Source organism: Nocardia sp. NPDC059180, from assembly GCF_042754945.1.
Classification (GTDB): domain Bacteria; phylum Actinomycetota; class Actinomycetes; order Mycobacteriales; family Mycobacteriaceae; genus Nocardia.
In genome coordinates this window covers 846,308-872,366 of the sequence record NZ_JBHZBU010000002.1, presented here as the reverse complement: position 1 = coordinate 872,366, position 26,059 = coordinate 846,308, and the positions used below count along the sequence as shown (strand labels likewise).

Annotated in this window: 27 protein-coding genes; 15 read left to right on the top strand and 12 right to left on the bottom strand. The window is 68.5% G+C overall.

Features of this window, described 5'->3' with window-relative positions; all coding sequences use genetic code 11:
• Positions 1-29: 29 nt before the first annotated feature.
• Complete coding sequence (gene ppgK / locus ACFXNW_RS10080) at positions 30-788, bottom strand: polyphosphate--glucose phosphotransferase (protein WP_379417262.1); 759 nt, start codon at positions 786-788, stop codon at positions 30-32.
• A 166-nt stretch (positions 789-954) separates the two neighbouring features.
• On the opposite strand from ppgK, the gene ACFXNW_RS10075 reads away from it, so the two are divergent.
• Positions 955-1,887 (top strand): inositol monophosphatase family protein, encoded by a 933-nt coding sequence (locus ACFXNW_RS10075; RefSeq protein ID WP_379417261.1) that lies wholly within the window; start codon positions 955-957, stop codon positions 1,885-1,887.
• An 11-nt stretch (positions 1,888-1,898) separates the two neighbouring features.
• On the opposite strand, the gene cei is transcribed toward ACFXNW_RS10075, so the two are convergent.
• Positions 1,899-2,576, bottom strand: a complete 678-nt coding sequence (gene cei, locus ACFXNW_RS10070; protein ID WP_379417260.1) for an envelope integrity protein Cei — start codon at positions 2,574-2,576, stop codon at positions 1,899-1,901.
• On the opposite strand from cei, the gene ACFXNW_RS10065 reads away from it, so the two are divergent.
• Both ACFXNW_RS10065 and ACFXNW_RS10060 read left to right on the top strand, forming a co-directional pair.
• On the top strand, positions 2,560-2,838 hold the full coding sequence (locus ACFXNW_RS10065; protein ID WP_379417259.1) for a hypothetical protein: 279 nt from the start codon (positions 2,560-2,562) through the stop codon (positions 2,836-2,838). The genes cei and ACFXNW_RS10065 overlap by 17 nt on opposite strands.
• A 111-nt stretch (positions 2,839-2,949) precedes the next feature.
• The gene (locus ACFXNW_RS10060; protein ID WP_067475623.1) at positions 2,950-3,252 is read left to right on the top strand and encodes a DUF4193 domain-containing protein; all 303 of its coding nucleotides are present in this window, start codon (positions 2,950-2,952) and stop codon (positions 3,250-3,252) included.
• Between the two features lie 87 nt (positions 3,253-3,339).
• Here the strand turns inward: ACFXNW_RS10060 and ACFXNW_RS10055 are convergent, their stop codons facing one another.
• A complete protein-coding gene (locus ACFXNW_RS10055) occupies positions 3,340-3,855 on the bottom strand; it encodes a DUF3093 domain-containing protein (protein ID WP_379417258.1) in 516 nt (171 codons plus the stop codon).
• A gap of 74 nt (positions 3,856-3,929) precedes the next feature.
• Between ACFXNW_RS10055 and dut the strand changes: the two genes are divergently transcribed.
• Together dut and ACFXNW_RS10045 are read left to right on the top strand one after the other, a co-directional pair.
• Positions 3,930-4,430, top strand: a complete 501-nt coding sequence (dut, locus tag ACFXNW_RS10050; protein WP_379417257.1) for a dUTP diphosphatase — start codon at positions 3,930-3,932, stop codon at positions 4,428-4,430.
• Positions 4,431-4,434: 4 nt separating this feature from the next.
• On the top strand, positions 4,435-5,427 hold the full coding sequence (locus ACFXNW_RS10045) for a DUF3710 domain-containing protein (protein WP_379417256.1): 993 nt from the start codon (positions 4,435-4,437) through the stop codon (positions 5,425-5,427).
• Between the two features lie 44 nt (positions 5,428-5,471).
• Here ACFXNW_RS10045 and ACFXNW_RS10040 read toward each other — a convergent pair whose 3' ends face one another.
• Positions 5,472-6,167: an alpha/beta fold hydrolase gene (locus ACFXNW_RS10040; protein WP_379417255.1), complete on the bottom strand. Its 696-nt coding sequence runs from the start codon at positions 6,165-6,167 to the stop codon at positions 5,472-5,474.
• Positions 6,168-6,290: 123 nt separating this feature from the next.
• On the opposite strand from ACFXNW_RS10040, the gene ACFXNW_RS10035 reads away from it, so the two are divergent.
• From ACFXNW_RS10035 to ACFXNW_RS10025, 3 genes are all read left to right on the top strand, one after another.
• On the top strand, positions 6,291-6,695 hold the full coding sequence (locus ACFXNW_RS10035; protein WP_163823135.1) for an OB-fold nucleic acid binding domain-containing protein: 405 nt from the start codon (positions 6,291-6,293) through the stop codon (positions 6,693-6,695).
• Between the two features lie 3 nt (positions 6,696-6,698).
• Positions 6,699-7,430, top strand: a complete 732-nt coding sequence (locus ACFXNW_RS10030) for a DUF3159 domain-containing protein (protein ID WP_379417254.1) — start codon at positions 6,699-6,701, stop codon at positions 7,428-7,430.
• Positions 7,431-7,528: 98 nt separating this feature from the next.
• Positions 7,529-8,164 (top strand): sigma-70 family RNA polymerase sigma factor, encoded by a 636-nt coding sequence (locus ACFXNW_RS10025; RefSeq protein WP_379417253.1) that lies wholly within the window; start codon positions 7,529-7,531, stop codon positions 8,162-8,164.
• Between the two features lie 9 nt (positions 8,165-8,173).
• On the opposite strand, the gene ACFXNW_RS10020 is transcribed toward ACFXNW_RS10025, so the two are convergent.
• Both ACFXNW_RS10020 and ACFXNW_RS10015 read right to left on the bottom strand, forming a co-directional pair.
• Complete coding sequence (locus ACFXNW_RS10020; protein ID WP_379417252.1) at positions 8,174-8,845, bottom strand: potassium channel family protein; 672 nt, start codon at positions 8,843-8,845, stop codon at positions 8,174-8,176.
• A 3-nt stretch (positions 8,846-8,848) separates the two neighbouring features.
• Positions 8,849-9,514, bottom strand: coding sequence for a potassium channel family protein (locus ACFXNW_RS10015; protein WP_379417251.1), 666 nt, complete (start codon positions 9,512-9,514; stop codon positions 8,849-8,851).
• A 193-nt stretch (positions 9,515-9,707) separates the two neighbouring features.
• Here ACFXNW_RS10015 and ACFXNW_RS10010 point away from each other — a divergent pair, with 193 nt between their 5' ends.
• Positions 9,708-11,696, top strand: a complete 1,989-nt coding sequence (locus tag ACFXNW_RS10010; protein ID WP_379417250.1) for an APC family permease — start codon at positions 9,708-9,710, stop codon at positions 11,694-11,696.
• Positions 11,697-11,724: 28 nt separating this feature from the next.
• Entirely contained in the window at positions 11,725-13,119 is a 1,395-nt protein-coding gene (locus ACFXNW_RS10005; RefSeq protein WP_379417372.1) for a class I SAM-dependent RNA methyltransferase, read from the top strand.
• Positions 13,120-13,155: 36 nt separating this feature from the next.
• On the opposite strand, the gene ACFXNW_RS10000 is transcribed toward ACFXNW_RS10005, so the two are convergent.
• A complete protein-coding gene (locus ACFXNW_RS10000; RefSeq protein ID WP_379417249.1) occupies positions 13,156-13,833 on the bottom strand; it encodes an SIMPL domain-containing protein in 678 nt (225 codons plus the stop codon).
• Between the two features lie 60 nt (positions 13,834-13,893).
• The gene (glsA, locus tag ACFXNW_RS09995; RefSeq protein ID WP_379417248.1) at positions 13,894-15,759 is read right to left on the bottom strand and encodes a glutaminase A; all 1,866 of its coding nucleotides are present in this window, start codon (positions 15,757-15,759) and stop codon (positions 13,894-13,896) included.
• Between the two features lie 152 nt (positions 15,760-15,911).
• On the opposite strand from glsA, the gene dxs reads away from it, so the two are divergent.
• Entirely contained in the window at positions 15,912-17,801 is a 1,890-nt protein-coding gene (gene dxs / locus ACFXNW_RS09990) for a 1-deoxy-D-xylulose-5-phosphate synthase (RefSeq protein WP_379417371.1), read from the top strand.
• A 14-nt stretch (positions 17,802-17,815) separates the two neighbouring features.
• Here dxs and ACFXNW_RS09985 read toward each other — a convergent pair whose 3' ends face one another.
• The gene (locus tag ACFXNW_RS09985; protein ID WP_379417247.1) at positions 17,816-21,166 is read right to left on the bottom strand and encodes a hypothetical protein; all 3,351 of its coding nucleotides are present in this window, start codon (positions 21,164-21,166) and stop codon (positions 17,816-17,818) included.
• Between the two features lie 227 nt (positions 21,167-21,393).
• Between ACFXNW_RS09985 and ACFXNW_RS09980 the strand changes: the two genes are divergently transcribed.
• The 4 genes from ACFXNW_RS09980 (at position 21,394) to ACFXNW_RS09965 (ending at position 23,721) form a co-directional block, all read left to right on the top strand.
• Positions 21,394-22,035, top strand: a complete 642-nt coding sequence (locus ACFXNW_RS09980) for a hypothetical protein (RefSeq protein ID WP_379417246.1) — start codon at positions 21,394-21,396, stop codon at positions 22,033-22,035.
• Positions 22,025-22,681 (top strand): hypothetical protein, encoded by a 657-nt coding sequence (locus ACFXNW_RS09975; protein WP_379417245.1) that lies wholly within the window; start codon positions 22,025-22,027, stop codon positions 22,679-22,681. The genes ACFXNW_RS09980 and ACFXNW_RS09975 overlap by 11 nt, the downstream gene beginning before the upstream one ends.
• Before the next feature lie 106 nt (positions 22,682-22,787).
• Entirely contained in the window at positions 22,788-23,279 is a 492-nt protein-coding gene (locus tag ACFXNW_RS09970; RefSeq protein ID WP_379417244.1) for a phospholipase A2, read from the top strand.
• Positions 23,280-23,463: 184 nt separating this feature from the next.
• Positions 23,464-23,721, top strand: coding sequence for a hypothetical protein (locus tag ACFXNW_RS09965; protein WP_379417243.1), 258 nt, complete (start codon positions 23,464-23,466; stop codon positions 23,719-23,721).
• Between the two features lie 85 nt (positions 23,722-23,806).
• Here ACFXNW_RS09965 and ACFXNW_RS09960 read toward each other — a convergent pair whose 3' ends face one another.
• From ACFXNW_RS09960 to ACFXNW_RS09950, 3 genes are read right to left on the bottom strand one after another with little or no spacing between them, the layout of a single operon-like run.
• Positions 23,807-24,016: a hypothetical protein gene (locus ACFXNW_RS09960; RefSeq protein ID WP_379417242.1), complete on the bottom strand. Its 210-nt coding sequence runs from the start codon at positions 24,014-24,016 to the stop codon at positions 23,807-23,809.
• Positions 24,017-24,034: 18 nt separating this feature from the next.
• The gene (locus ACFXNW_RS09955) at positions 24,035-25,381 is read right to left on the bottom strand and encodes an HRDC domain-containing protein (RefSeq protein ID WP_379417241.1); all 1,347 of its coding nucleotides are present in this window, start codon (positions 25,379-25,381) and stop codon (positions 24,035-24,037) included.
• A 22-nt stretch (positions 25,382-25,403) separates the two neighbouring features.
• Positions 25,404-25,955: a DUF3000 domain-containing protein gene (locus ACFXNW_RS09950; RefSeq protein ID WP_379417370.1), complete on the bottom strand. Its 552-nt coding sequence runs from the start codon at positions 25,953-25,955 to the stop codon at positions 25,404-25,406.
• Between the last annotated feature and the right edge of the window lie 104 nt (positions 25,956-26,059).

Genomic DNA, 26,059 nt, shown 5'->3' with positions numbered 1-26,059 from the left:
CAGGGTCTCGCCTCCGATGCCGGGAACCGCTAAGGTGCGATCCCCGCATCGATGGCCATGGCCGCTCCGACGATGCCCGCGGTGTTCTTCAAATTCGCCGCGATCACCGGAGTTCGGTTGGTCAACAAGGGGATCCACTGCCCGGCATCCCGGCTGATCCCGCCGCCCGCGACGAACACTTTCGGCCAGAAAAGATTCTCCAAGCCGATCAGCACGGTACTCACCTGGGTGGCCCACTGCTGGTACGACAGGCCGTCGCGATCCTTGATCGATGCGGCGGCCCGGTGCTCGGCCTCCATCCCGCCGATCTCGACATGACCCAGCTCGCTGTTGGGTACCAGGGTGCCGTCGTAGAGCAGCGCCGAGCCGATGCCGGTGCCGAAGGTCAGCAGCAAGACAAGGCCGTCGAAATCCTTTGCCGCGCCATAGCGGTCTTCGGCCATGCCCGCGGCGTCGGCATCGTTGAGCACACTCACCTCGCGCCCGCCCAGCGCCGCGCTGAACAGTGTCCTGGCGTCGGTGCCGATCCAGGCCGGGTCCACATTGGCGGCTGTGCGCGCCACACCGTCGAGAACCACGCAGGGCAGGGTGATGCCCACCGGCCCGGCCCAGCCCGCCTGAGCGACCAGATCGGCGACCGTCTCGGCCACCGCGTGGGGGGTCGCGGGCTGCGGGGTCGCGATTTTGATGCGCTGGTGCACGAGCTCACCGGTGGCCAGATCCACCGTGGCGCCCTTCACGCCGCTGCCACCGATATCGATCCCGAATGCGTGCCCCCGAGCGGACATGACGGTTCCTCGTTCCCTGTGCCGGCCAGTACGGATTCCGCGCCGCCGCTGCGAGGCTCGGCGACCGCCTGCGGGCGCGCGAACGGTGCCCGACGACGGCATTGTGTCGTGCACGACAAGAGTAGTGGCCGGCTGTCGCCGCACGGTCCGCAGGATCTGTGGTCCGATGGAGTACGTGCCGGAATCGACATCGTCGCGCAAGCCTGTCACCGTGACCGCCGACAATCCCGAGTTCGCCCCGCCCGACGCGGCCGAGCTGCGCCGCGTGGCCGTGGAGCTGGCCGAGACCGCCGCCGCGCATGTGCGCGCACGCAGACCGGAGGTGTTCGGACCCGCCGGTACCGGCGGGGACGGCGCCGTACGGACCAAGAGCACCCCCACCGATCCGGTGACGGTGGTCGACACCGAGACCGAACAGCTCATCCGGACCATGCTGGCCCGGCTGCGCCCGGCCGATCACATCCTCGGTGAGGAGGGCGGTGGCGATCCGAGCCGCGCCGATGACGACACCGTGGTCTGGGTCGTCGATCCGATCGACGGCACCGTCAACTTCCTGTACGGGATCCCCGCCTATGCCGTGTCGGTGGCCGCCATGCGGGCGGGCCGGTCGATCGCGGGCGCGGTCGTCGACGTCGCCGCCGCGCAGACCTATCACGCCGGACTCGGTCTCGGCGCCGAACGCGTCGACGCCGACGGCTCGGTGCACCCGCTGGGCGCCACCCCGGTGCAATCGGTGCGCATGGCGCTGGTCGCGACCGGATTCGGCTACGGGGTGGCGCGGCGTGCGCGCCAGGCCGCGCTGGTGGCCGAGGTGCTACCGCGAGTGCGTGACATCCGCCGGATCGGTGCGGCGGCACTGGATCTGTGCATGGTGGCCGAAGGACGTGTCGATGCGCACTACGAGCACGGTCTCAACCCGTGGGACTGGGCCGCCGGTGCGCTGATCGCCACCGAGGCCGGTGCCCGCGTCGTCCATCCACCGGCCACGTCCACCGGCGGAGCGGGAGAACTCTTCGTCGCGGCCGCGCCCGGAATCGCCGAGGAACTGCTGGCCCTGCTGGACGAGCTCGGGGTGAGCGCACCCATCCCCGAGCCCTGAGGCGGGCCCGTTCAGCAGCGGGCGTGCCTGGCCGCGTCGAGGAGGTCGATATCGAGCGCCGGGGTCGCGCCGGAGGCCGGGTTCTTCAGCGAACGCAGCACCTCCTCGGCGTCGTTGGACGGCTGGATATCGCGGAACAGTGAGCCGAGCACCAGGTCGACGGTGTCGTCGGCACGCTTGTCTTCGATCAGTTCGGCACACGGGACGGCCAGCTGTACCGCCGCGGCGGCCCGGCGGCCGTCCACTCCGAAGCGGATCTGGCCCATGCATTCCAGGTCGCCATTGACGTATATCGAATCGTTGCCATAAGGCTCGCCCGAGACGCTTCCGAAACCAAGGTCCCCGAGCTGGGCCGCGGCATGAGCGGCCTGTCCGCGCTGGTTGTTGGCGTTGAGTACGCGCACCTTGGTATCGGCCAGCGCGGCCGGTTCCACGTCTTCGAGCCGACTCGGGCCCACGCGCTGGCCCAGCGGGGGCTGCGGTTCGGCATCCGGACCGGTGGCCGGGCTCGGCGAGTTGCACGCCATCGCCGTGTAGTCGGTGTCCTCGGTGGTCAGCGCCTTGATCCACACAATCGTGCAGATCAGGGCCAGTACCGCGACCAGGACGAGCCAGGGCTGCAGGCGCCGTCGGATGAAGGGTCGACCCCGTGAATCCGATGCGCTGCCTTCGGTGATCAGTGAAACCACCAGCACACTCTACGAAAATGTCCGGCCGAACCTTGCAGCCGCCGTGCGGTTGGTCTCGATCCGTGGCATCGATGGTGTCGATTCCCTGACGGTTTCGACTCGGCTGTGTTTTGATTGCGACTTTTCTCTGATCGTCCGCTATTGTCTGGCGGCCCAGATCGAAACACCGGCCCGAAAATCGGTGGTTGGTCGCGGGAACAAGCAGGGCATGTTCAGCGTTGTCCGACTGCTATCCGGTGTAGGTCTTCAGGATCTGCCCTGATAGGGGACCGGTACACGTGTGATGTGTGCCACCGGCGGGGCGGTGTGGACAGCCGAAAGGAATGTCCGCGCCGATCCGGGATATACGGAGTAAGGACGAGGGGAAGACGACATGGCAACCGACTATGACGCACCGAGGCGCACCGAATCCGACGAGGTGTCGGAGGATTCGCTGGAGGAGCTGAAGGCTCGTCGCAACGAGGCTCAGTCCGCCGTCGTGGATATCGACGAATCCGATACCGCGGAGTCGTTCGAGCTTCCCGGCGCGGACTTGTCCGAGGAAGTGCTGACGGTCCGGGTGATTCCGAAACAGGCCGACGAGTTCACCTGTTCGAGCTGTTTCCTGGTTCATCACCGCAGCCGACTGGCCAGCGAAAAGGGCGGCCAGATGATCTGCATGGACTGCGCGGCCTGAGCGCGCGCCCGATATCGCTACGGCCCCGCGAACCGGGATCTCGCATCCCCTCGCCGGGTCGGCGGACCGCGCCGTCGGGCGAGGACCTCAGTCCGCGCTCGGCAGCCCCAGCGCGGCCAGGACCCGTTCGGGCCGACGCGTACTGATCAACCAGTACGGAGTCGGGTCGTCCGGGTCGTCCAGCACCAACAACACCATCGACCCGATCCACGGGCGATGCTGCACATAGGCGGCGGGGTCGAGCTGACGACCCAGCGCCGCGCTCTTCGCGCTCGCGGGCACCTCGGCCGCGCGGGCGATGAATTCCACCGGCAGATGCGCACGATCCACGCGCAGCTCCGGTGATCCGTTCGCATCGGTGGCCACCGCCACCCGATGCCTGCTCATCCACAACAGCACCCACACCGGCACCGGGAACAGCAGCACGTAGGGCAGCCATGCTCGCACTCCCGGCGCACCCATATGGATCTCGGCGGCCAGCAGACCGGCAATGGCGAAAGCCACCGGCCACCACCACAGCGGCACCCACAGGCGCTCTCGGTAGACGGGCGAACCCGGCCGGGTCGTGCGCTGGGTATCGGCTGGTACGGGCTGGTCGGACACAACTCAAGAGTAAGCCAGCGGCTCGCCGGTCCTACGCACAGGTACAGCCGGGAAAACGCGTAGGCTCGTGCTACGTGAGCGCACTTTCACCGATACCTCTGCTGCGGCTCGATCCCGGCATCCCCGTGCCCACGCGTGCCCATCCCGGCGACGCGGGCGTGGACCTGTGCACCACCGAGGACGTCATCCTGGAACCAGGGGAGCGGGTGCTGGTCGGCACCGGAATCGCGGTCGCCCTCCCGGTGGGCACCGTCGGCCTCATCCATCCTCGGTCGGGGCTGGCCGCCAAGACCGGACTGTCGGTGGTGAATACCCCCGGCACGGTCGATGCGGGGTATCGCGGCGAGATCAAGGTGTGCCTGATCAACCACGATCCGCGCACCCGCATCGAGCTGCGTCGCGGCGACCGGATCGCCCAGCTGCTGGTGCAACGCGTGGAACTGGTGGATTTCGCCGAGGTCGACCAGCTCGATGACACCACACGCGGTGCCGGCGGCTACGGCTCCAGCGGTGGTCACGCGAGCCTGAGCGCATCCGCCGACGCGGCGCCGTCGGCGACCGGCAAGGAGGACTGACGCGATGTTCGGAAAGAAGAAAACCACCCGCCGGGACAGACCCACAGACGACGACCGCTACGACGAATCCGGCGAGTACACCGACTTCGACGGTGACGAATACGACACCGACGAATACCCCGAGTATTCCGATGATTTCGCGGCGGCGATCGCGGACGACGAGGACCACGCCGACGAGGGCTACGACGAGGACTACGCCGACGAGGACTACGACGACGATTCCGACTATCGCCGCGCCGAACACGCGGCGCCCGATGACGACGGCGAAGCGCGCACCGGCCCCTACGACTTCGAGGAAGTCTCCGAGCTGCTCGAGGCCGTGGTCGAACAGCGGCTCGACCTCGGCTCGGTGATCTTGCCGGTGCCGCCGGGTGGTCAGCTCCAGGTGGAGATGACCCCGGAAGGCACCCCGCAGGCGGTGCATCTGGCCACCGAGCACGGCCGGATCACCGTCGCCGCCTACGCGGCGCCGAAGTCGCCCGGCCAGTGGCGCACCGTCGCCTCGGATCTGGCCGATTCGCTGCGCAAAGACGGAGCGAAGGTCGCCATCGAGACCGGCCCGTGGGGCCGGGAGCTGTTCGCCGTGACCGAGGGCGCGGATCTACGCTTCATCGGTGTGGACGGCTACCGCTGGATGGTCCGGCTGGTCGCCGCGGGCCCGTCGGGTGCCGCGGACGCCGACAGTCCGCTGGTGACCGCGGCCCGGACGATCCTCGGTGAGACGGTGATCCGCCGCGGCACCGATCCGCTGCCGGTGCGCGAACCCCTTCCGGTGGTGCTGCCGCAGGAACTGGCCGATCAGCTGGCCGCCGCGCATCAGCAGCAGGTGCAGGCCCAGCAGCAGGCGGTCGCGGCCCAGCAGCAGGCGATGGCCGCGCAGCAGGGCACGCCGGGTGTGGTGCCGGGCATCGCGCCGGGCGCGGGCAGGCCGGTCGTGCCCGACCAGCCGCGGCGCGGGGCCGACGGGTCGGCGATGCAGCAGCTCGGCCGCAACTGAGCACGAACACTGGTGGCGAGGCTCGGCGGGTATGACCGCCGGGCTCAGCCGAAGGCGGCCAGTCCGAGCCGTCCCAGGATGGCCGGATCGGCGCCCAGTTCGTCGAGGGTGAGTTCTTCCAGCACGGACTCGGGCAGCAGCCGGGACCACTCCTCGGCGACCGGCCAGGGGTGCACCGGATCGTCGAGCGCGCCGACCACCACCACCGGAGTGGACAGCCGCTCGAGGCGTAGCGGCTCGGGCCATTTGTAGGCCGCCGCCTCCTCCAGCGCCTCGGGCAGATACGGCCATTGGGAGCGCCACGACCGGTCCAAGGCATCACCGAGCCATGCGGGGCTGCCCGCTCGCATGCGGGCCACGACCTCCTCCAGGCCGTCGGCACGCAATGCCGCGGCGGTGCTCGCCGCGCTGGCGGCCGCCGGGCAGCCACCGCTGTCCGGCCCGGTCCATGCGGGTAGTGCGGCCACAACGCCTGCCGCGGCATCCGGTCGCGCGCTCGCCCATTCGATGGCGACGGCCGCGCCGAGCGAGATGCCCGCCACCAATACCGGACCGCGCCGCGCCGCCGCGTCGAGGGCGGCGAGATAGCTCTCGACCACCGCACGCGGGTCGGGTTCGACGGCGATCAGCTCGAGTCCGCGCTCGGCACACGCCGGGCCGAACGCGCGGTGCGCGAAGTGGGCATCGGACCCGGTACCGGGGAGCCCGACAACGACGGCGGGCGTGGGTGAGTCGAACATCGGACCGAGCGTAGCGGTGTGCTGAATGCCCATCTACAGTGGCGGTGTACGGCCGCAGACGGTCGGACGAACAACGAGATGGTCGTGTGACCCACGTCCATCAGCTCTACAGGAGACCGAGCAATGTCTTCCTTCGGAGGAAGAAGGGCGGCTTCGAACCCCGCCTCGGGATATTTTCGCAGGCTCGGGCGCAGACTGACCGAGGACATCGATCAGCTCGACGCCGAGGAGCTGGCCGAAACGGCCGACGCCTCGGGAGCCTGCCGGGCATCGGAGTGTCGCCGCGGCGACGAAGCGACGATGCTGGGGCGCCTCCGTAGTGTCGAGGCGTGCCCACAGTCCGCCGGCGCGAGCGTGCAGGCGGAGTTCTACGACGGCACCGACGCCATCACCCTGGTATGGATCGGGCGCAAGCGCATCCCCGGCATCGAGTCCGGGCGGCGGATCATGGTCCGCGGTCGTGTGGGCGACCGGGACGGCCGCAAGGTCATGTACAACCCCTACTACGAACTGCGCGGGAACAACTGACGTATGCCATCGAGCGACGAGAACGCACCGACGCCCGCCGATTTCACCGCCACCGCGCCGGGGCCTGCTCCCGACGGCACCGCCGGTGAGGAGGTAGAGGCGGAGGTTGCCCGCCAGCAGACGCTGCTCGAACAGCTCGGTGGTTTCAGCGGCCTGATCTATTCGACCCTTCCGGTGCTGGTTTTCGTCCCGGTGAACACCCTTGCCGGGCTGACCGCCGCGATCTGGGGCTCACTCGGCGTTGCCGCCGCGATCCTGATCTGGCGTCTGGTGCAGCGGGATCCGGTGCAGCCGGCGATCTCCGGGTTCATCGGCGTCGGCATCTGCGCCTTCATCGCCTACCGGATGGGGGAGGCCAAGGGGTTCTTCCTGTTCGGCATCTACACCAGCCTCATCTACGGCGGCGTGTTCCTCGCCTCGATTCTGCTGCGCTGGCCTTTGGTCGGCGTCATCTGGGGCGTGCTCAACGGCCACGGCACCGACTGGCGGGCCGACCGCCGTGTGGTCCGGCTCTACGACGTCGCCACGCTGGCCTGGGTATTGGTATTCGGTTCCCGGTACCTGGTGCAGTCGCATTTCTACGACACCGACCACACCGGGTGGCTCGCGATCGCGCGCATCGCGATGGGCTGGCCGCTGACGGCGGTCGCATTGGCGGTGACGGTGTGGGCGGTGCGACGGGCCGGGCATCTGCCCGTCGGGCGCGAGGCGAAGGCCGACACCGACTCGCCGTGAAGGTGAGGTGGTACCCACCCTGGGGTGCCTGGCCGCGGGTTCTGATTCGTCAGACGATCGTTTCATCACCACGAACGATCGCTGAGAGGACTGGCGAATTGGCTACCCAGCGCACCACCGCCACCACCCGCACCGGCCGCAGATCGGACAATCCGGCCCTGTCGGAGAGCCGCCGGGTCTCGGCCGAGCTGAACACGCTGATCGGTCCCGCCGCCTCGGGCGACGGTCGTGCGGTCACCGACATCCTGCGCCTGATCCACCCGCTGGTGCATCGCTACTGCCGGTCCCGGCTCGGCAATACCGCGCATCTGCAGGTCACCGCCGACGACGTCGTGCAGGAGATCCTGCTTGCCACGGTGCACGCCATTCCGCGCTACCGGGACCAGGGCAAATCGTTTCTGGCCTTCGTCTACGGGATCGCGGCCAACAAGGTCGCCGACGCCTTTCGTCGCTCGCAGACCCACCCGACCTACCCCACCGACGAGCTGCCCGAGACCGCATCGCAGGCCGCCGGTCCGGAGGAATGGGCGCTCGCCTCCGAGCGTCAGCGCGAGACCCGTCAGCTGATGGAGGTGCTCGCACCCGTGCATCGGGAGGTGCTGGTGATGCGGATCATCCTCGGCTGGACCGCGGCCGAGACCGCCGACGCCATCGGGACCAGTCCGGGCGTGGTGCGGGTGATGCAGCATCGGGCGCTGAACAAACTGCGTGCCGAGCTGAAGGTGCCCGCCTGAAAGGCTTCTTCAGGCGTTGGCGCCGTGTGAGGCCAGCGTCGCCCGCAACTCGTCCTCTCCCTCGGGTGAGGTGACGAACAGCAATTCGTCCTCACCTTCGAAGGGATCGTCGGACTGGGGCACGATGACCCGCCCGCCGCGCAGGATCGTCACCAGCGCGGTATCGCGCGGCAGCTTCAAGGTGCGCACGGGTTTTCCGGCGAGCGAGGTGTCCGGCGGCAGCGTCAGCTCGACGAGGTTCGCCTGGCCCTGACGCAGCGTCATCAGCCGCACCAGATCGCCGACCGAGACCGCCTCCTCCACCAGCGAGGCCAGCAGCCGTGGCGTCGACACCGCGACGTCCACACCCCAGGACCCGTCGAAAAGCCATTCGTTGCGCGGATCGTTGACCCGGGCCACCACCCGGCGCACCCCGAACTCGGTCTTGGCGAGCAGGCTGTGCACCAGATTGGCTTTGTCGTCGCCGGTGGCGGCGATGACGACCTCATAGGTTTCGAGTCCGGCATCCTCGAGCAACGCGAGCTCGCACGCGTCGGCGTGCACCCAGATCCCGTCTGGGATGGCCGCGGGATCGATGTGGTCGAGCTGGCGTTCGAGCAGCATCACCTGATGCCCGTTGCGTAGCAGCTCCCTGGCGATGGATCGGCCGACGGCACCGGCCCCGGCAATGGCGACCTTCATATCTCAGTCCTCGTTCGCTGGGGGCTTACCGGCGAGGGCGACGGCTTCGCCGACCGACCCGGATGTGGCGGCCACATAGACGATGTCCTCCGCCTGCACCACGGTCTTGTTCTCCGGCAGTACGCCCTGGCCGAAGCGGATGATGAACGCCACCCGGGCGCCGACCGTACGTTCCAGATCGCGCACCGTGCGTCCGTACCAGTCCTCGTGCAGGGTCAGCTGGGCGACGGCCACCGTGCCGGTGGGGTCGCGCCAGGTGGTGGTGCCCGCGTCGCCGATCAGCGTGTGCAGGAACCGATCGGTGGTCCACGGCACCGTGGCGATGGTTGGGATGCCGAGCCGCTCGTAGACGGCGGCGCGTTTGGCGTCGTAGATCCGCGCGACCACGCGTTCGACACCGAACATCTCCCTGGCCACGCGTGCGGAGATGATGTTGGAGTTATCGCCGGAGGACACTGCGGCGAAGGCACCGGCTCGCTCGATTCCGGCCCGGGTCAGCACGTCTCGGTCGAAACCGACGCCGAGCACCCGCTCGCCGGGAAAGTCCGCGCCGAGGCGCCGGAACGCGCTCGGATCACGATCGATCACGGCGACCTCGTGACCTATCCGGACCAGGGCGCGCGCGAGCGACGAACCGACGCGTCCGCACCCCATGATCACTACGTACACCGTGCAACCTCGTTCCTGGAAACCGTGGCGTCCGGTCTGTTCGTCCGTCCGGGATCGAACCGTACTCGCCACGCGTCCCCAGACCCACGTTCCCCCCGCCAGGTCACATCAAACATGTCAGCACCGCATCGAACAGGGGAACTACCGTGACGTCCCGGGGCGGACCGGATCGGCGGGGCCTATGCTCGCTCCAGTGTCCAAGTTGACGACAGCGGCGAAGCGAATGCTGCTGGGCAGGCCGTTCCGCAGCGATTCGCTCGGTCATACTTTGCTGCCGAAGCGAATCGCCCTGCCTATTTTCGCCTCCGATGCCATGTCGTCGGTCGCCTATGCACCCGAGGAGATCTTCCTCGTCCTATCCGCGGCCGGTATTTCCGCGTTCGTGTACGCGCCGTGGGTCGGTATCGCGGTGGCGGTGGTGATGGCGGTGGTGGTCGCCAGCTATCGGCAGAATGTGCACGCCTATCCGTCGGGTGGTGGTGACTACGAAGTCGCCACCACCAACCTCGGTCCCAACGCCGGCTTGACGGTCGGCAGTGCGCTGCTGGTGGATTACGTGCTGACAGTCGCGGTCTCGATCTCGTCGGCGGCGTCCAATATCGGCTCCGCCGTTCCGTTCGTCGCCGAGCACAAGGTGCTGTTCGCGGTGGTGGCGATCGCGCTGCTCACCGCGATCAATCTGCGCGGTGTCCGGGAGTCGGGCAAGACGTTCGCGATCCCGACCTACGCGTTCATCGTCGGCATGTTCTTCATGCTCGGGTGGGGTCTGCTGCGCATCTACGTCTTCGGCGAGGAACTGACCGCTGAATCGGCGGGCTTCGGCCTGGACGCCGAGGACGAGCATCTGTACGGCATCGCCTTCGCGTTCCTGATCGCGCGCGCGTTCTCCTCCGGCTGCGCCGCACTGACCGGTGTCGAGGCGATCAGCAACGGTGTGCCCGCCTTCCGGAAACCGAAGTCGCGCAATGCCGCGACCACCCTGCTGCTGCTCGGCACCATCTCGATCGTGTTGCTGATGGGCATCATCATGCTGGCGCAGAAGATCGGGATCGTCTACGCGCACAACCCGGACAATCTGGTGGGGGCGCCGGCCGACTACCACCAGAAGACGCTGATCGCCCAGCTCGCGGAGACCGTGTTCGAAGGCTTCCCGATCGGCTTCTTCTTCCTGACCGTGGTGACGGCACTGATCCTGGTGCTGGCCGCGAACACGGCGTTCAACGGTTTCCCAGTGCTCGGTTCGGTACTGGCCCAGGACCGCTACCTGCCGCGTCAGCTGCATACCCGAGGCGACCGGCTGGCCTTCAGCAACGGCATCCTGTTCCTGTCCGGCGCCGCCATCGCCTTCGTCGTCCTGTTCGGCGCCGAGGTGACCAAGCTGATCCAGCTCTACATCGTCGGTGTGTTCGTCTCGTTCGTGTTGAGCCAGACGGGCATGCTGCGGCATTGGACCCGGCTGCTGCGCACCGAAACCGATGACGCGCAGCGCTCCAGGATGAAGCGGTCGCGGGTGATCAACGCCATCGGCCTGACGCTGACGGGCACAGTGCTGGTGATCGTGGTCATCACCAAGTTCTTCGCCGGCGCCTATATCGCCATCGCGGTGATGGTCGCCATCTTCGCGGTGATGAGGATGATTCGGCGGCACTACGATTCGGTGGCCCGCGAACTGGACGAACACGAATGGGACGGTGTGCTGCCGAGCCGGTCGCATTCGATCGTGCTGGTCTCGCGGCTGCACCTGCCGACCCGCCGGGCGCTGGCCTACGCACGCGCCACCAGGCCCGACACCCTGGAGGCGATCACCGTCAACGTCGACGATCCCGATACCAGGGCGTTGGTGCGCGAATGGGAGCGCAGCGATATCAACGTGCCGCTCAAGGTGATCGAATCGCCGTACCGCGAGATCACCAAGCCGGTGCTGGACTACGTCAAGCGGGTGCGCAAGGACGCGCCGCGCGATGTCGTCACCGTGTTCATTCCGGAGTACGTCGTCGGCCACTGGTGGGAGCAGGTGCTGCACAACCAGAGTGCGCTGCGGCTCAAGGGCCGGTTGCTGTTCGAACCGGGTGTGATGGTGACGAGCGTGCCGTGGCAGCTGAGTTCCTCGGCCAAGGCCAGGGCGGCCGGTGTGACCAATGCGCCCGGTGCGGTGCGGCGTGGTTACGAGGATCGGACGTGAGCATGAGGCACGAGCCCGGATGGCAACGATGAGCGACTGGCGCGGCAACACCTTCGAGGTGCGGCTGGGGCCCCCGGGCCACGGTGGCTTCTGTGTCGGGCGCCATGAGGGCCGGGTGGTGTTCGTCCGGCACGGCCTGCCAGGAGAGCTGGTGCGGGCGCGGGTCACCGAAGACGCGGGGGGCTCGTTCTGCCGGGCGGACGCGATCGAGATCCTGGAGGCCTCGCCGGACCGGGTGCCCGCCACCTGCCTGGTGTCCGGCCCTGGCGGGGCCGGGTGCTGCGATTTCTCGCATGCCACCCCTGCCGCGCAGCGGGGACTCAAAGCGTCGGTGGTGGCCGAACAATTGCGCCGGATCACGGGGATCGACCGCGATATCGTCGTCGAGCCGCTCGACACCGGCACCGCTACCGGTGGCTGGCGCACCCGCGTCCGGCTGCCGGTCGACGCCGCGGGCCGGGCGGGCGCGCATCGGTATCGCAGTACCGAGGTGATCGCCGACCTGCGCTGCCCGCAACCGGTGCCGCATGCGCTGGACGGGATCGCGGACCGATTGTGGACGCCGGGAGCGGACCTGGTGATTGCCGTCGACGGTGACGGCAACCGGCACATCGTGGAATTGGCGCCACCGATCGAGGCCGACACCGGCCGGGGTCGTGACCGACGTGGCGACACCGGTGACAGCGACCGCGAGGGCCCGGGACGTGGGCGTGCGGGGGACAGGCCGCGTCACGGTAAGCGCGGCGGGCCCCGGGGGCGTCGTGGTGAGGCACGCCCGGGCAACGCGGAGCGGCAACGCGCGGCCGCGCATCGTGCCGCGGCGCACGCGGTGCGCGATGAGTGGCTGATCGAAGGCAGCGGGCGGGCCGTCGAATACGTGGCGGGCCGGGCCTGGGAGCTGTCGGCGACCGGTTTCTGGCAGGCGCATCGCGATGCCGCGCAATGCTATTCGGATGTGGTCGCGCAGTGGTCTGCCCTCGATCCCGGTGCCGCGGCCTGGGATCTCTACAGTGGCGTCGGCGTGTTCGCGGCCCGGCTGGCCGAACAGGTGGGTCCGACCGGTTCGGTGCGCGCGGTCGAATCCGCCCGCCCCGCCGTCGCCGACGGCACCGCTGCTCTGGCCGACTTGCCGCAGCTACAGCTGCACGGTGGCCGCGTCGAACGCTGGGTCGCCGAGCACACCGGCAGCGCACCGGAGGTCGTCGTCTTGGATCCGCCGCGGGCCGGCGCGGGCAAAGCGGTCATCGCGGCGGTGACCACCGCCGCCCCCGACCGGATCGTCCACATCGGCTGCGATCCCGCCTCCTTCGCCCGCGACCTCGGTCTCTACCGCGCGGCGGGCTACGAACTCACCGAACTGCGTGCATTCGACGCCTTCCCTGCGACCCATCACGTGGAATGTCTCGCACTCCTGGAGCGCTGAGCGGGCCCCTATCCGGGCGACCAGATCAGACCAGGCTCAGTCGAGTTGCCAGGTGACGCGCAGGTCGGCGCCGATCTCGGATTCGCCGAGTTCCACCGCGACGGGAGCGGCGGCATAGGCGATTTCGGTGGCCCCGCGGGCCCGGGGACGGTGGACCGGAACGGGGGCGGAGGTGTTCTCGGTGATCTCCACGACCGCACCGAGGACGCGGTCGGCGCGGTCGGCGTATTGCTGCGCCTTGGCTTTCGCGTCGTCCCATGCCGCGTCACGCGCGGTGGCGAGCAGGGTGTCCTGGTCGGCGAAGGTGAGTTCGAGCCCGCCGAGGCGGACATCGTCACCGCCGGCGTCGACGCAGTGCGCGATGATGGTGGCGGGGCCGGGATCGGCGTTCTCACCGATATCACGGAGCGTGACCGTCAGCGATGTGGTGGCCAAATAGCCGGTGATCTTGTTGCCGCCGCCCTCCACCCACACCGTCTCGGTGCGCACCGACAGTCCACTGGTGGCGATGTCGGTGCTCGCGACGCGGTACGAACGCAGCGAGTCGGTCACCGCGGCGACCCGTTCACCGGCGCGTCCGTAGGCCAACGCGACCTTGCTCGCCCGGCTCTCCACTGTGATGGTCACGCGCATCAGATCGGGTGTGGCGCGTGCGGTGCCGTGACCGAAGGTGGTGACCGTGCCCGCTGCCGCCGAAGACTTCTTCTTGCTCACGCGTTCTCCTGACTGTCGCCGAATGCCGTAGGGAACTCCGCGCTCGCGGAGCCACCGCCCTCAATAGTCCCCGCCGCGTACCGCGACCGCCCGCACCGCGGCGTCCATCTGCCCGTACGCACCCGCTGCGAGCCGCTCGAGCAGCGCGAGCTTGAGGTGCGGCGCACGCTCGGTGAGCTGATCGAAGCGTTGCGGGCTCAGCACACCGACCCGCACCCCCGTCTCCGCCCGCATCTCGTTGACGAACGGCGAGCCGATGAGCATCGGGATCTCCCCGAACGACATGCCCGGCGACAGCGTCGCCAGCCGATGCGAACGCTGATCACTTCCGTCGAAGGTGATCCGCACCCGGCCCTCGAGAATCAAGTACAGCCCCGACCGGTCGCTGCCGCGCCGTGCGATCACCTCCCCACGCGCGAAGGTCCTGGTCTCGAATTCCTCGGCCAACCGGGCACGATCGGCCGGGTCGAGTGCCGCCAGCGCCGGATGTTGCGACACGGTCACCGATACGCATTGCCGTTGGGCAGGGGATAGGTGTCTGTCGAGCACGATGTCCTCGCACCATTCGGTGGCGGTGTCCCGGTCGAGGAACACCCGCCCACGTGGGTCGGCGGGGTCCAGGCTCGATACGAGATGCCCGAGTTTGCTCTCGGGGTCGACGATGGCGACCCGGCAGCCCGCGGCGGCGAGTTCGGCCTGCAGCTCGTCGAGCATGCGCACCGCGATCGCACTCACCTCGCCCACCCGCCGCAGGTCGATCACCAGTGCGGTGAGGGCACCGGCCTGCGCCTCGATCGCGCGCACCGCGCTTTCGGCGCCGGCGAAGAGCAGGTCGCCGTGGAGTTCGTAGATTCTGGCCTGCTGCCCGAACTCGGCGAGCGCCGCCGTCTCTTCGGTACTGCGCCGCAGTCGCGAGGGCACCTCCGCCACCGAGTACGCCTCCCGGATCGCGGTCCGCGCCGACCGGCTCACGTGCAGAAAGTGCAGTTCCAGCCGCCGCGACAGCTCCCGGCACACCGCGACCCCGCGCACGCTGTTGCCGTGCGCGTCCAGTCGAGGGGAGTAGACGGCGATGCCGATCTGGCCGGGCAGCACCGCGAGGATGCCACCACCGACACCGCTCTTGGCGGGCAGCCCGACGGTGGCGACCCAGTCGCCCGCCGCGTTGTACATCCCGCAGGTCGTCATCACGCTGAGCACCCGCTCGGTCAGCGCCGCCGACAGCGCCCGCTCCCCGGTGATCGGATTGCGTCCGTTGTTGGCCAGGGTCGCGGCCATGAGCGCGAGGTCACGGCAGGTCACATCGACCGAGCAATGACGGAAATAGCGGTCGACCGCCTCGTCCGGATCGCTGTCGATGATGCCGAAGGAGCGCAGCATGTAGCCGATGGCGCGGTTGCGGAACCCGGTGCGCGCCTCGGAGGCGTAGACGGCCTGGTTCATGCGCAGCTCTCGTCCGGCGAACCGGGAGTAGCAGCGGCGCACCCGCTCGAACCGGTCGGCGGAGTCGGTGCCGGTGATGAGGGAGGCGGCGGTGATGGCGCCGGCGTTGATCATCGGATTGCGCGGGCGCTCGGTCACCGGATCGAGGCTGATCTCGTTGAACGGCTCGCCAGAGGGCTCCACGTCGATCCGGCTGTCGACCAGTTCCGCGCCCCGGTCTGCCAGGGCGAGCGCATAGGTGAAGGGCTTGGAAATAGATTGGATGGTGAAGGGCGCGTCCACGTCACCCACGCCGTAGCGCAGACCGTCGGCGGTGGCCAGGCACAGCCCGAACGAATCCGGCTGTACCGCGGCCAGTTCGGGGATGTAGTCGGCCGGTGCACCGGAGTCTTCGTCGCGATACTGCCGGTAGACCTCGTCGAGGATGCGGGCGACTACACCCGGGGCGGACACCGCTGTGCTCTGCTGTTCGCGCACGGTCACAGGCCCACTCTAAGCTGGTCAGCGTATGTCGAGTCTCACATTCACCGGCCATGTCCGCTGGTGGGGATCCGTCGTCGTGCAAGGCACTCACAGCGGCTCCGTAGACTGATCGGATCAGATGCGCTATCCGGAGGGAGCGAGTTCAGGTGGGAATGCTTTCCCGGGTCGACACGCCCGAAGATCTGCGGCAGCTGTCGACGCCGCAGCTGCGCGAGCTGGCGGCGGATATCCGTGAGTTCCTGGTCCGCAAGGTCGCGGTCACCGGCGGTCACCTCGGCCCCAACCTCGGCGTGGTCGAGCTGACCATCGCGCTGCACCGGGTCTTCGACTCGCCCGCCGACCCGCTGATCTTCGACACCGGCCACCAGGCCTACGTGCACAAGATCCTCACCGGCCGCAAGGACCAGTTCGACACCCTGCGCAAACAGGGCGGACTGTCGGGCTACCCGAGCCGTTCGGAGAGCGCGCACGACTGGGTGGAGTCCTCCCACGCCTCCGCCTCACTGTCCTACGCCGACGGCTTGGCCAAGGCGTTCGCGTTGACCGGCCAGGACCGCCACGTGGTCGCGGTCGTCGGTGACGGCGCGCTGACCGGCGGCATGTGCTGGGAGGCCCTGAACAATATCGCCGCCGCACCCGACCGTCCGGTGGTCATCGTCGTCAACGACAACGGCCGCTCCTACGCCCCCACCATCGGCGGCCTGGCTCAGCGGCTCACCGCCCTGCGCACCCAGCCCGCCTACGAGCACGCACTCGACGCGGGCAGGCGGTTGCTCAAGAGCATCCCCCGGGTCGGTGACTCGGCGTACTCGATGATGCATGCGGTGAAAGCGGGCATCAAGGACGCGGTCAGCCCGCAGGAACTGTTCAGCGATCTCGGGCTCAAATACGTCGGCCCGGTGGACGGGCACGATATCGCCGCGCTCGAGGGCGCGCTGCGGCATGCGAAGGACTTCGGCGGTCCGGTCGTGGTGCACGCGGTCACCCAGAAGGGCCGCGGCTACGAGCCGGCCGAGAACCACGAGGCCGACCAGATGCATGCCTGCGGGCCGATCGACCCGCTCACCGGTGAGCCGGTGAGCAGCAGCGAAGCGCAGGAGTGGACCTCGGTGTTCTCGGCGGAGCTCATCGAGCACGCCCAGCGCCGCGACGATATCGTCGCCATCACCGCCGCCATGCCAGGGCCGACGGGTCTGGCCGCCTTCGGTGAGCGTTTCCCGGAGCGGATGTTCGATGTCGGTATCGCCGAACAGCACGCCATGGCGTCGGCAGCCGGCCTCGCGCTCGGCGGCATGCATCCGGTGGTCGCCATCTACTCGACCTTCCTCAACCGCGCCTTCGACCAGCTGCTGATGGATGTCGCGCTGTTGAAGCAGCCGGTGACCGTGGTGCTCGACCGCGCGGGCATCACCGGCGCCGACGGCGCGAGCCATAACGGCATGTGGGATCTTTCGGTGCTCGGCATCGTGCCCGGCATGCGGGTCGCCGCACCGCGTGACGCCGTCACCCTGCGTGAGGAACTGTCCGAGGCATTGGCCGTCACCGACGGGCCCACCGCGCTGCGGTTCCCCAAAGGCACTGTGATCGAAGAGATTCCGGCGGTCGAACGCCTCGACGGTGTGGATGTGCTTCGTCTGCCCGATGGCGAAGGCACCGCGCGCACCCAGCACGGCGACGTGCTGCTGCTCGCGGTGGGTTCCTTCGCGAGCGTGGCCGTCGAGGTCGCGGAACTGCTGGCGCCGGAAGGTATTTCGGTCACCGTCATCGACCCGCGCTGGGTGCTTCCGGTCTCCGACACCATCGTCAAGCTGGCCGAGAACTACCGCATGGTTGTCACCGTCGAGGACAGCGGCCTGCACGGCGGCATCGGATCCACCGTCTCCGCCCGTCTGCGCACCGCAGGGCTGGACGTGCCGACCCGTGATCTCGGTGTGCCGCAACAGTTCCTGGACCACGCCAGCATCGCCCAGGTCCGCCAGGAACTCGGCCTCACCGCCCCCGATATCGCCCGCCGCATCGCAGGCTGGGTCGACGCGGGCTGAGTCCGGCGACGCTGTTACGGCGTCGAGCAGTTGTCGGTGTCGAGCAGTTCGGTCAGACGTGCGCGCCACTCTTCGTTGATCACCGGTGCTCGTCCCGCAGCTGCGCACGCCCGCGCCGCGACCACCTGCGGGTCGAGGTTCCAGCGTCGGATTCGCCCGTCCCGCCCTGCCGACAGCAGCCGGTTTCCGTCTGTGGGGTCGAAGGCCAGCCGGAACACGCCGCCGGGATGGCTGTTGATGACGACGTGCAGGTGCCGAGGCTGCGCGTTCGTGACACGCCAGACGAGGATCGCGCCTTCGTCGCCCGCCGCGGCGAGCCGCGACCCGTCGTTGCTGAACACCAGATCGCGGACAGGGCGGGGAGCCAAGTTGTTGTGCATGACAACGTTTCCCGGGGGCGGTAGGACTGTGGCCTCGGTCCGCGTCGTGGTGTCGGCGGTGCGCCCGTCGGATGTGGTGCGGTAGGTGAAGACATTGCCTTCGCCATTGGCGTAGGCGAGCAGCGTTCCGTCTGGGCTGAAGGTGACCGCGCGGACCGTGCTGCCCGAGCGCAGCGATTGAATCAGCGGCGCACGCGTCTGCGCACCGGCGGCGGCAAGAGTGCGGATATCCCAGAGATGGATCCTGTTGTGGTAATCGCCCACGGCGAGTGTGGTGCCGCCGGGGTTGAAGGCGAGTGCCTCGACATGACCGGTGGGATGGCCGATCTCGGCGACCGGTTCCCAGGTTCCGGTGCGCCAGAATCTGATCCGTTTGCCGATGGCGGCCGCCAGTAGCTTCCCGTCCGAGGACAGGGCCAGATTCATCGATACCCCGGGGTCGAGCGTCGTCCATCGTCTGGTGGCCAGATCGAGCACTGCGACACCTGCGCTGTCACCCGCGGAGACCACGAAACGGTTGTCGCGGGTGAACGACAGCGCTTTCGTATGCGACGGGCCGGGCAGGACGGCGGTCTCCTGCCCGGTCTCCGCATCCCACAGGTGCAGGTATCCGTCGCCACCGGCACTGGCGATGGTGGCTCCGTCGCTGGTGTAGGCGACGGCGTCGGCCGATTCTCCTGGTAGGTGCATCAGCGTCGAGTCGGCGCTGGAGTTCCACAGTGCGACAGTGCCGTCGCTGCCTGCCGCCGCGAGCGTGCGCCCGTCGGGGCTGAACGCGATGCGGTGCACGGAGTTCGGGTGCAGCAGCATCGTGAGCTGCCTTTGCTTCTCGGTATCGAACAGTCGCACGGAGTGGTCGTCGTCGCCGACGGCCAAGAGCTTGCCGTTCGGACTGAAATCGACGCCCCAGACGGCTTGGCCGTCGGTGCCTGAGGTGTGGGTCGTGCCGGTGTCGAGATCCCACCACGTGACATCGCCGACGGCGCTGGCGGCCGCGATCCGGCGCCCGTCGGCGGACACGGCCAGGGTCATGACCTCCCGGGCCGCCCAGCTCCGGTCGAGCAGCAGCGGTGACGCAGCCGGATCGAGCCACACCTGCACCGGGCCCGAGCCCGCCGCAGCGATGGTCGATCCCGCGGTGTTCGTCGCGACCGCGTTGGCGCGTCCCTGCCGACCGGGCAGAGCGGGGAGTTCGGCCATCGTCGCGGGATCCCACCGACGGACCTGCCGGTCAACGGCGCCGATGGTGAGCAGGGTGCGACCGTGCTCGGCGAAGGCGAGATTGCTCATCCCGCCTGCCTGCCCGTCGAGGCTCGCACCTTCGCTGCCCGTGCGCTGGTCGAAGACCCGCACCCGGCCGCCTGCCGAACTCACGACCCACCCGTTCGCGCCGAAAGCGACGGCATCGGAGGTGGATGTGCCGAGCCAGTGGGTGACGATCTCCTTACGGGTGGCGGCATCCCAGACGCGCAGCCGCCCGTCATAACCCGACGTTGCGATCCGGGCACCGTCGGGGGAGTAGGCGACGCCGTACAGCGGCCCGGTCCCACCGGTCAGACGTCCGGCGAACAGGTCCGATTGCGTGCTGAGGATCGCGCTGCGGGTGAGCAGGCTGTCATGGGTCAGAAAGGCCTGTGCCGCCAGCAGTGCCCCGGTTTCGGGCTGGCGCGGCCGGACCGCATAGGAGGCGTTGGCCTGGGCCTCGGCGTGGGTGATCCGGTTCTGCTCTGCGACCCGCTGCCAGGCGTTGCGGACCTGTGTGGTCGCAACCGCTCCCAGAACAGCGACGATCAGCATCACGGACACAGCGGTGAAGTAGAAGCGGGAGTTTATCCGGGTGCGGGCCTCCCGGATGGCGTCGGAGACGGTGTCGGCGCCGGTGACACTGTCCACACCATCCGCGCGTGTCGCAGCGATCGCATGCGGCAGACCCTTTTCGGCGACGATGACACGCAGGCCTGCGGTTCGGGCGGCCTCGATCTTCGCGTCGTAGCCGTCGACCCGGACCAGGTGGTGCCCGTCGAGGTCGGCGGTGATCGCGCAACGAGGGTCGAGCCGCCGCACCCGGATCCGTCGCGACCGGCGCTGTGGGGTCAGATCGTCGAGTCCGACCGCGAACGCCGCGGCGAGCGATCCGCCGCTGACCGCGTTGACCGGGCGTGCGTCGGTCCCGATGAGCGACCACACCACGCAGGCGGAGGTTGCGTCCAGCCCGGCGACCGCCCACGCTGCGCCGATCGCATCGACGAACGCGTCGTCGGCCTGGAGGAAATGCATATGACGGGGATCGGGGTGCAGTCCGCTCGGCCCGTCGGCGAGCAGGGTCAGCCGGAGCGTGCCCACCTCGCCACGCGCGGACGCCGAGGCGTGGCGGGCGAAGAGCACCCGCATCGTCGTGGATCGCCGTTCCAGTGGCATACCGCGCGCGAGGTCGAGCGCCGCGAGCATCGCATAGCCGCGGGACCGGCTCGTGCCACGTCCGACGAGATGGACGATCAGCTCGCGCAGCCGATCGTCCGGGGTGGCCGGCACTGCGTCGAGGGTGGGGATCTGCGGTCCGGCCGAATGCAGTCCTGCCCGATCGCAGTGCCGCAGCACGGTATCGACGGTGTCGGCGATATCGCAGGCCCCGGTGAGGCAGCGGGCGAGCGCGGCGCCCGCTTCGGCTGCCGACAGGTCAGGTGGCCGATCGTCGGTGGCCAGGTCGTCGAGCAGCTCGTCGTCGGATCGGCTGTCGTCGCCGTGCGGTTCTGCGGTGTCGGCTGCCCGCTTCCATTGGGCGGTGGACAGGCTCTCGAATACGCGGTGCGGTTGTGATCCCGGCGCCAGCAGATCGACCGCCGCGGCGGCGCCCTCGTCGACGGCTCGACGGCACAGTTCGAGCCAGGATCGGCCGGAGCCGGTCAAGGTGTGCAGCAGAGTGTGGTCGGCGACCGCGTCGACGTTTCCGATCCGGTGTGCTGCCTCGATCTGCGGATCGGTCATGCCCGTGCTCCCCCTGGAAACCAACGCCTCGGCGGCTTCCCAATCTAGCCGACACGATCGCTGCTGAACCGGTTCGATGGTGAAACGCATCTACCCATATGAGGGGTTCGCCCGGGTGCTGCCCCGACATATGGACGGAAGGAACGGGATGCCGAGCGTTTCATCGGAAAACGGTGGTCACCGGCGCAGGACCGACTGGTGCCCCGGATCGGTATGCGGGGCGGCCGATGGGTGAGCACACCGAAGCGCACCCCTACGCCCGATGGCTGGGCAGGTATCTTGCGGAGGTCCCGGTCAAAGACCACTCCGGCGTGTTCGCCTGGGTATACGGGGTGAGTTTGACCGATGCCTGTGTCTTCGCCGAGCACTGTGCGTGGCGAAACCTGAGCAGCGGTTTGCGCTACATGTCCGACGACATCGCCTCACGGGTGATGGGCGATCTGGTCTTGAATCCTTTACCGGACAGCCCGGTTCGCAACTGGCGGGCCTACATCGAACGCAATGTCGTCGACTGGAAGGTCAAAGAGCTACTGCGCCGGGAGCAAGCTCTCAAACGCGACGCGGGGATGCGCATCGACGACCCCGACGCGGTCTCCGCAGTGGCGGCCGACTGCGCCACCGACGAGCTGGCGCTGCTGCACGAGCGTGAGTACTGCGCCTACCTCGTGGCCCGGATGCCACTGCGGTATCGGCCGGTGTTCGAAGCGATCTTCCACATCTCGGCCGATGGGATCGTCCGGCGCACGATTCGCGAAGCGGCGCAATTGTTGCAGATGCCCGACGGCACCGTGCGCAGACTGAGCGCGGAAGGTATGCCGTTGTTCCACAAGATCGTCGAAGAGGAGAAGAGGAAAGCCAGTGCCCGCTGAAGACCACGCTCGACGTCACGGCCGGCTGAACCAGCTGGCCACCCAACTAGCGCAGTTCGGCACCGAGCTCGAAGCACTCGACCGCGTCGCCGCGGAGCCTGAGCCGACGCCCGTAGCGGCAGGCATCCTCGACCGAGTGCTCGCGCAACTGTCCGAACAACGCGCGACACTGATCCGTCCGGTGCCGACGGCCCGCGTGCGGGAATGGGTCAGCAGTGACCTCGCGGCCAGCACCGGATCCGGTGCCGTCCAGCGCACGCCGCTGCCCGAGCTCGGCGTGGAGATCGTCCGCAGCTGCGTAGACGGGGCGACGACATTCGTGATCTACGCGGATCCCGCTGTACGGCGCGAGGGTGAGGTGGTGCTGATCGATCCGGGTGCCGATGCCACCGCGGTGCTGGTGGTTCTGCACACCTACGCCGAGGCTCTGCTCGGCGGGGTCGTCGTCCCGGACGCCGTCACCGCATCATTCGACGTCGCGGTATTCGACGCCGACAGCGATCACCTCGACCGCCATGCCGAGACCGTCACCGAATCGGTGCGCTGTGCCACCGGCGCGGGCAAATCGGTATGGAAGCGCATCGCTCGTGCGCGTGCGGCCACCGACCCGGTGCGGGTGGCGGTGCTCGCCGGCCTGAAAGGCTGACCCGAATTACCGGAAAAAGAAGACGAAATAGTTGAACCGAAGCCGAACCGAACCGCATCTCATGAGTAGGAGCATGAAGCTCACTCGAATAGGGAAGTGGGACAATATGATTCGGTGCAACAAATGGTCCACGGTTCTCGTCGCCGCGGCAGCCGCCATTGTGGTCGGCACCAATACGGCTGCCGCGGGACCTCTCGATCGAGACCAGATGGCCGCCTACACCGATTGGGCATTGTTCGATATCGACCTCGACCGTTTCACCGAAGAGCGAAACGCGCGCCGTCACGGCACCGAGATCGACTGGAGCAGCGACGGATGCACCGGTGTGACGAACAAGCCGCTGGGACGCTACGACTTCACCCATGCCTGCGAACGGCACGATTTCGCCTACCAGAACTTCCGGCGTCAGGGCCGTTACAACCAGCCCGGCCTGAAACAGCGATTCGACAACAGATTCCACGACGACATGCTCAGCGTCTGTGCCGGTTTCGACTTCGTGGACCGCAAGACCTGTCAGACGAGCGCGGATACCTATTGGGAGTTCGTCACCGGCCGCTTCGGTCCTGCCGAGCCACCCGCAGGAAACGCCGGTAACTGACCCGCGTTCCCTCCCGAATTCAGCCGATCTGGTTCCGGACCCGTCCGGGCAGTGAATCGGCGATGACCCCGTGCCCGCGGGAAACGTCCTGCCGGGCCGAGGAAATGGCTCGGCTGCATCGATAACGATCCGCTGAGCCGACACAGTCAGGAGCGATGGTAATCGCCCGATGAAAGGAAATCCGATGACCACCAACACCTTCCGCAAGATCATCGCATCGGTCGCGACCTCGCTGGCGGCGATCGGCATCACTGTCGCGGCGGCCGGTGCCGCACACGCCGAACAGTGGGAGAACATCGACTACTTCGGTTCGATGGACGAATGCCTGGTTGCCCTCGACCAGCACCGGCAGGTTTCCGGTGCCTACGCCCGTTACCGGTGCGAATACACCGGGGAAGCGAACCCCTGGGCGGACATCCACTTGCAGGGTTCCAATTCGTAGACCGGTCCTCTGGTAGCCGTCGCGCGCGGGGTGCGACGGCTACCGTCGGTCATCGGATGGGCTCGCGAGGAAATAGGGACGGCGACTAGACCAACTCGACCTCGTCGAAGTCGACGGTCAGGCTGTGCCTGCGCTCCCGCAATACGCCACCCTCGCGGTGGACGGTTCCCTCGCTGAAGTCGATACGCATCCGGGCGCGGCGGGCGTCGACCATTCGCACGACTCCACAGACACCGCTGAATGGTCCCTCCGGAAAATAGACGACATCACCTGGCGCGTATTCGGTAAAACCCACGCCGCCACGGTAATCCACTCAGCGCCCGTCCGCCGTGTCCTGATCCGGTGCGTCGGTGACGGTGAGCGCGACGGTGAGGCGGGGCACCGACAGCTCGCGCTGCCACGGACGTGCACCCGCCTCGTCGAGGAACTCGTCGATCTGCTTGGCAAGTTCGGTTCCGGCCTCCGGGCCGAAGTCGTAGGTGGGCAGGCCGTCCCAGCACAGGCGGCGCACCAGCTCCGGGGTCAGCAGATTCTCCACCGGCACTCCGACCTCGGTCGACAGTTCGCCCATCGCGGCGCGAGCACGGGTCAGCCGGGCGGCGGCCACCGGGTCGCGACGTTCCCAACGGTTGACCGGCGGCGGCCCCTCATAGGGCTGCGACAGCGGCGGCAACTCGGTATCGGGCAGCGTCCGCGCACGTTCGACGGCGCCGAGCCATTCGCGCGAATACCGGCGCTGACGCGGCCCCCCGAACACCGGCAGCTCCCGCAACTGGGCGATGGTGCGTGGCTCCCCGTTCGCGGCGGCGATGATGGCGGAATCGGGCAGGATGCGCGAGGGCGCGATATCGCGGTGACGGGCCAGCTCGTCGCGGGTCGTCCACAATTCCCGGACCGTGGCCAGTTGCCGCGCCCGGCGCAGGGTATGGATGCCCGACGTTCGCCGCCAGCGATCGGCTTTGGGTGCCGGTGGCTCGGTACACCGGACATGCTCGAATTCCTGTGCCGCCCACTCGGTCTTGCCCTGCTGATGCAAGGCGACGGCCACCGATTCACGCAGCTCCAGCAGCAGCTCCACATCGAGGGCTGCGTAGTTGAGCCAGGCGTCGGGCAGCGGCCGGGTCGACCAGTCCGCGGCGCCGTGCCCCTTGCGCAGTTCCCGCCCGAGCAGGCGTTCGACCATGGCCGCGAGCCCCACCCGCTCGAATCCGGCCAGGCGGCCACCGAGCTCGGTGTCGAACAACCGCGCCGGGCGCAGCCCGAGCTCGGCGAGCCCGGGCAGGTCCTGATCGGCGGAATGCAACACCCATTCGAGATCGTTGATCGCCTCGGCCAGCGGCGAGAGATCCCCGGCCACCGGAATCGGATCGATGAGGAAGCTGCCTGCCCCCGCGCGCCGCAGTTGCACCAGATAGGCGCGGGCGGAGTAGCGGAAACCGGACGCACGCTCGGCGTCGACGGCCAGCGGGCCGGTGCCCGCGGCCAGCCGGGCGGCGGCCTCGGCGACCTCGGCGGCGGTGCTGAGCACCGGCGGGACGCCGTCGGCCGGGACGAGCAGCGGTACTGCGGGCTCCGTATCGGTGTCGACCGAGACCTGCGCTGTACTGCTGTCCGTATCGCCGCTCCCCGAGGCGCGGCCGGGCCCATCTGCTTCCGGCATAGAGGTGAACTCTACGTGGCGCTCAGCTGGGATCGTTGTTGGTGTACGACTGTGGCCGCAAATCGGTGATTCCGGCCGGTGGCAGCCCGGCGGCGAAAGCGAGAACCTCGCCGAAGGCCTCCACATGGGGGCGCATCTCGGTGGTCATGGCGGTCCACGAGGCGCGCAACTCCAACTGATGCGCGCGCGGCGGGCCCGCGATATCGCCGTAACGCACCGAGCTGGTCGAGGTGACGGTGCCGCCGAGCGCGGTGAACGGCTCCCCACGCGACTCGAGCGCGTCCACCAGCCAGCTCCACGCCACTTCGGGCAGCAGCGGGTCGGTGGCCAGCGCGGCATCGATATCGGCCTGGATATAGGCGACCAGCCGGAAGGTGCCGTGCCAGGCCTCGTCGCCGTCGGGATCGTGCAGCAGGATCAGCCTGCCGAAGGCGTCGCCCTCGGAGTCGATCGGCACCACCCCGGACTCGGGGTGTTTGACCTCGGCGCCGAGGGCGTAGGAATAGGGAGCCAGCCGTTGCGGCGGACGGATCGGGGCCAGCTCGATACGGGGATGCACTGATGCGGTGCCCATCGCCTCGACCGCGGCACGAAAGGAAGCTGGTTCGCCGTCGGAGCCCTCGGTCGATGCGGCGCCGTCGCGGTAGTCGAGCGGTGTCACGAGAGGTGACGGTAGAC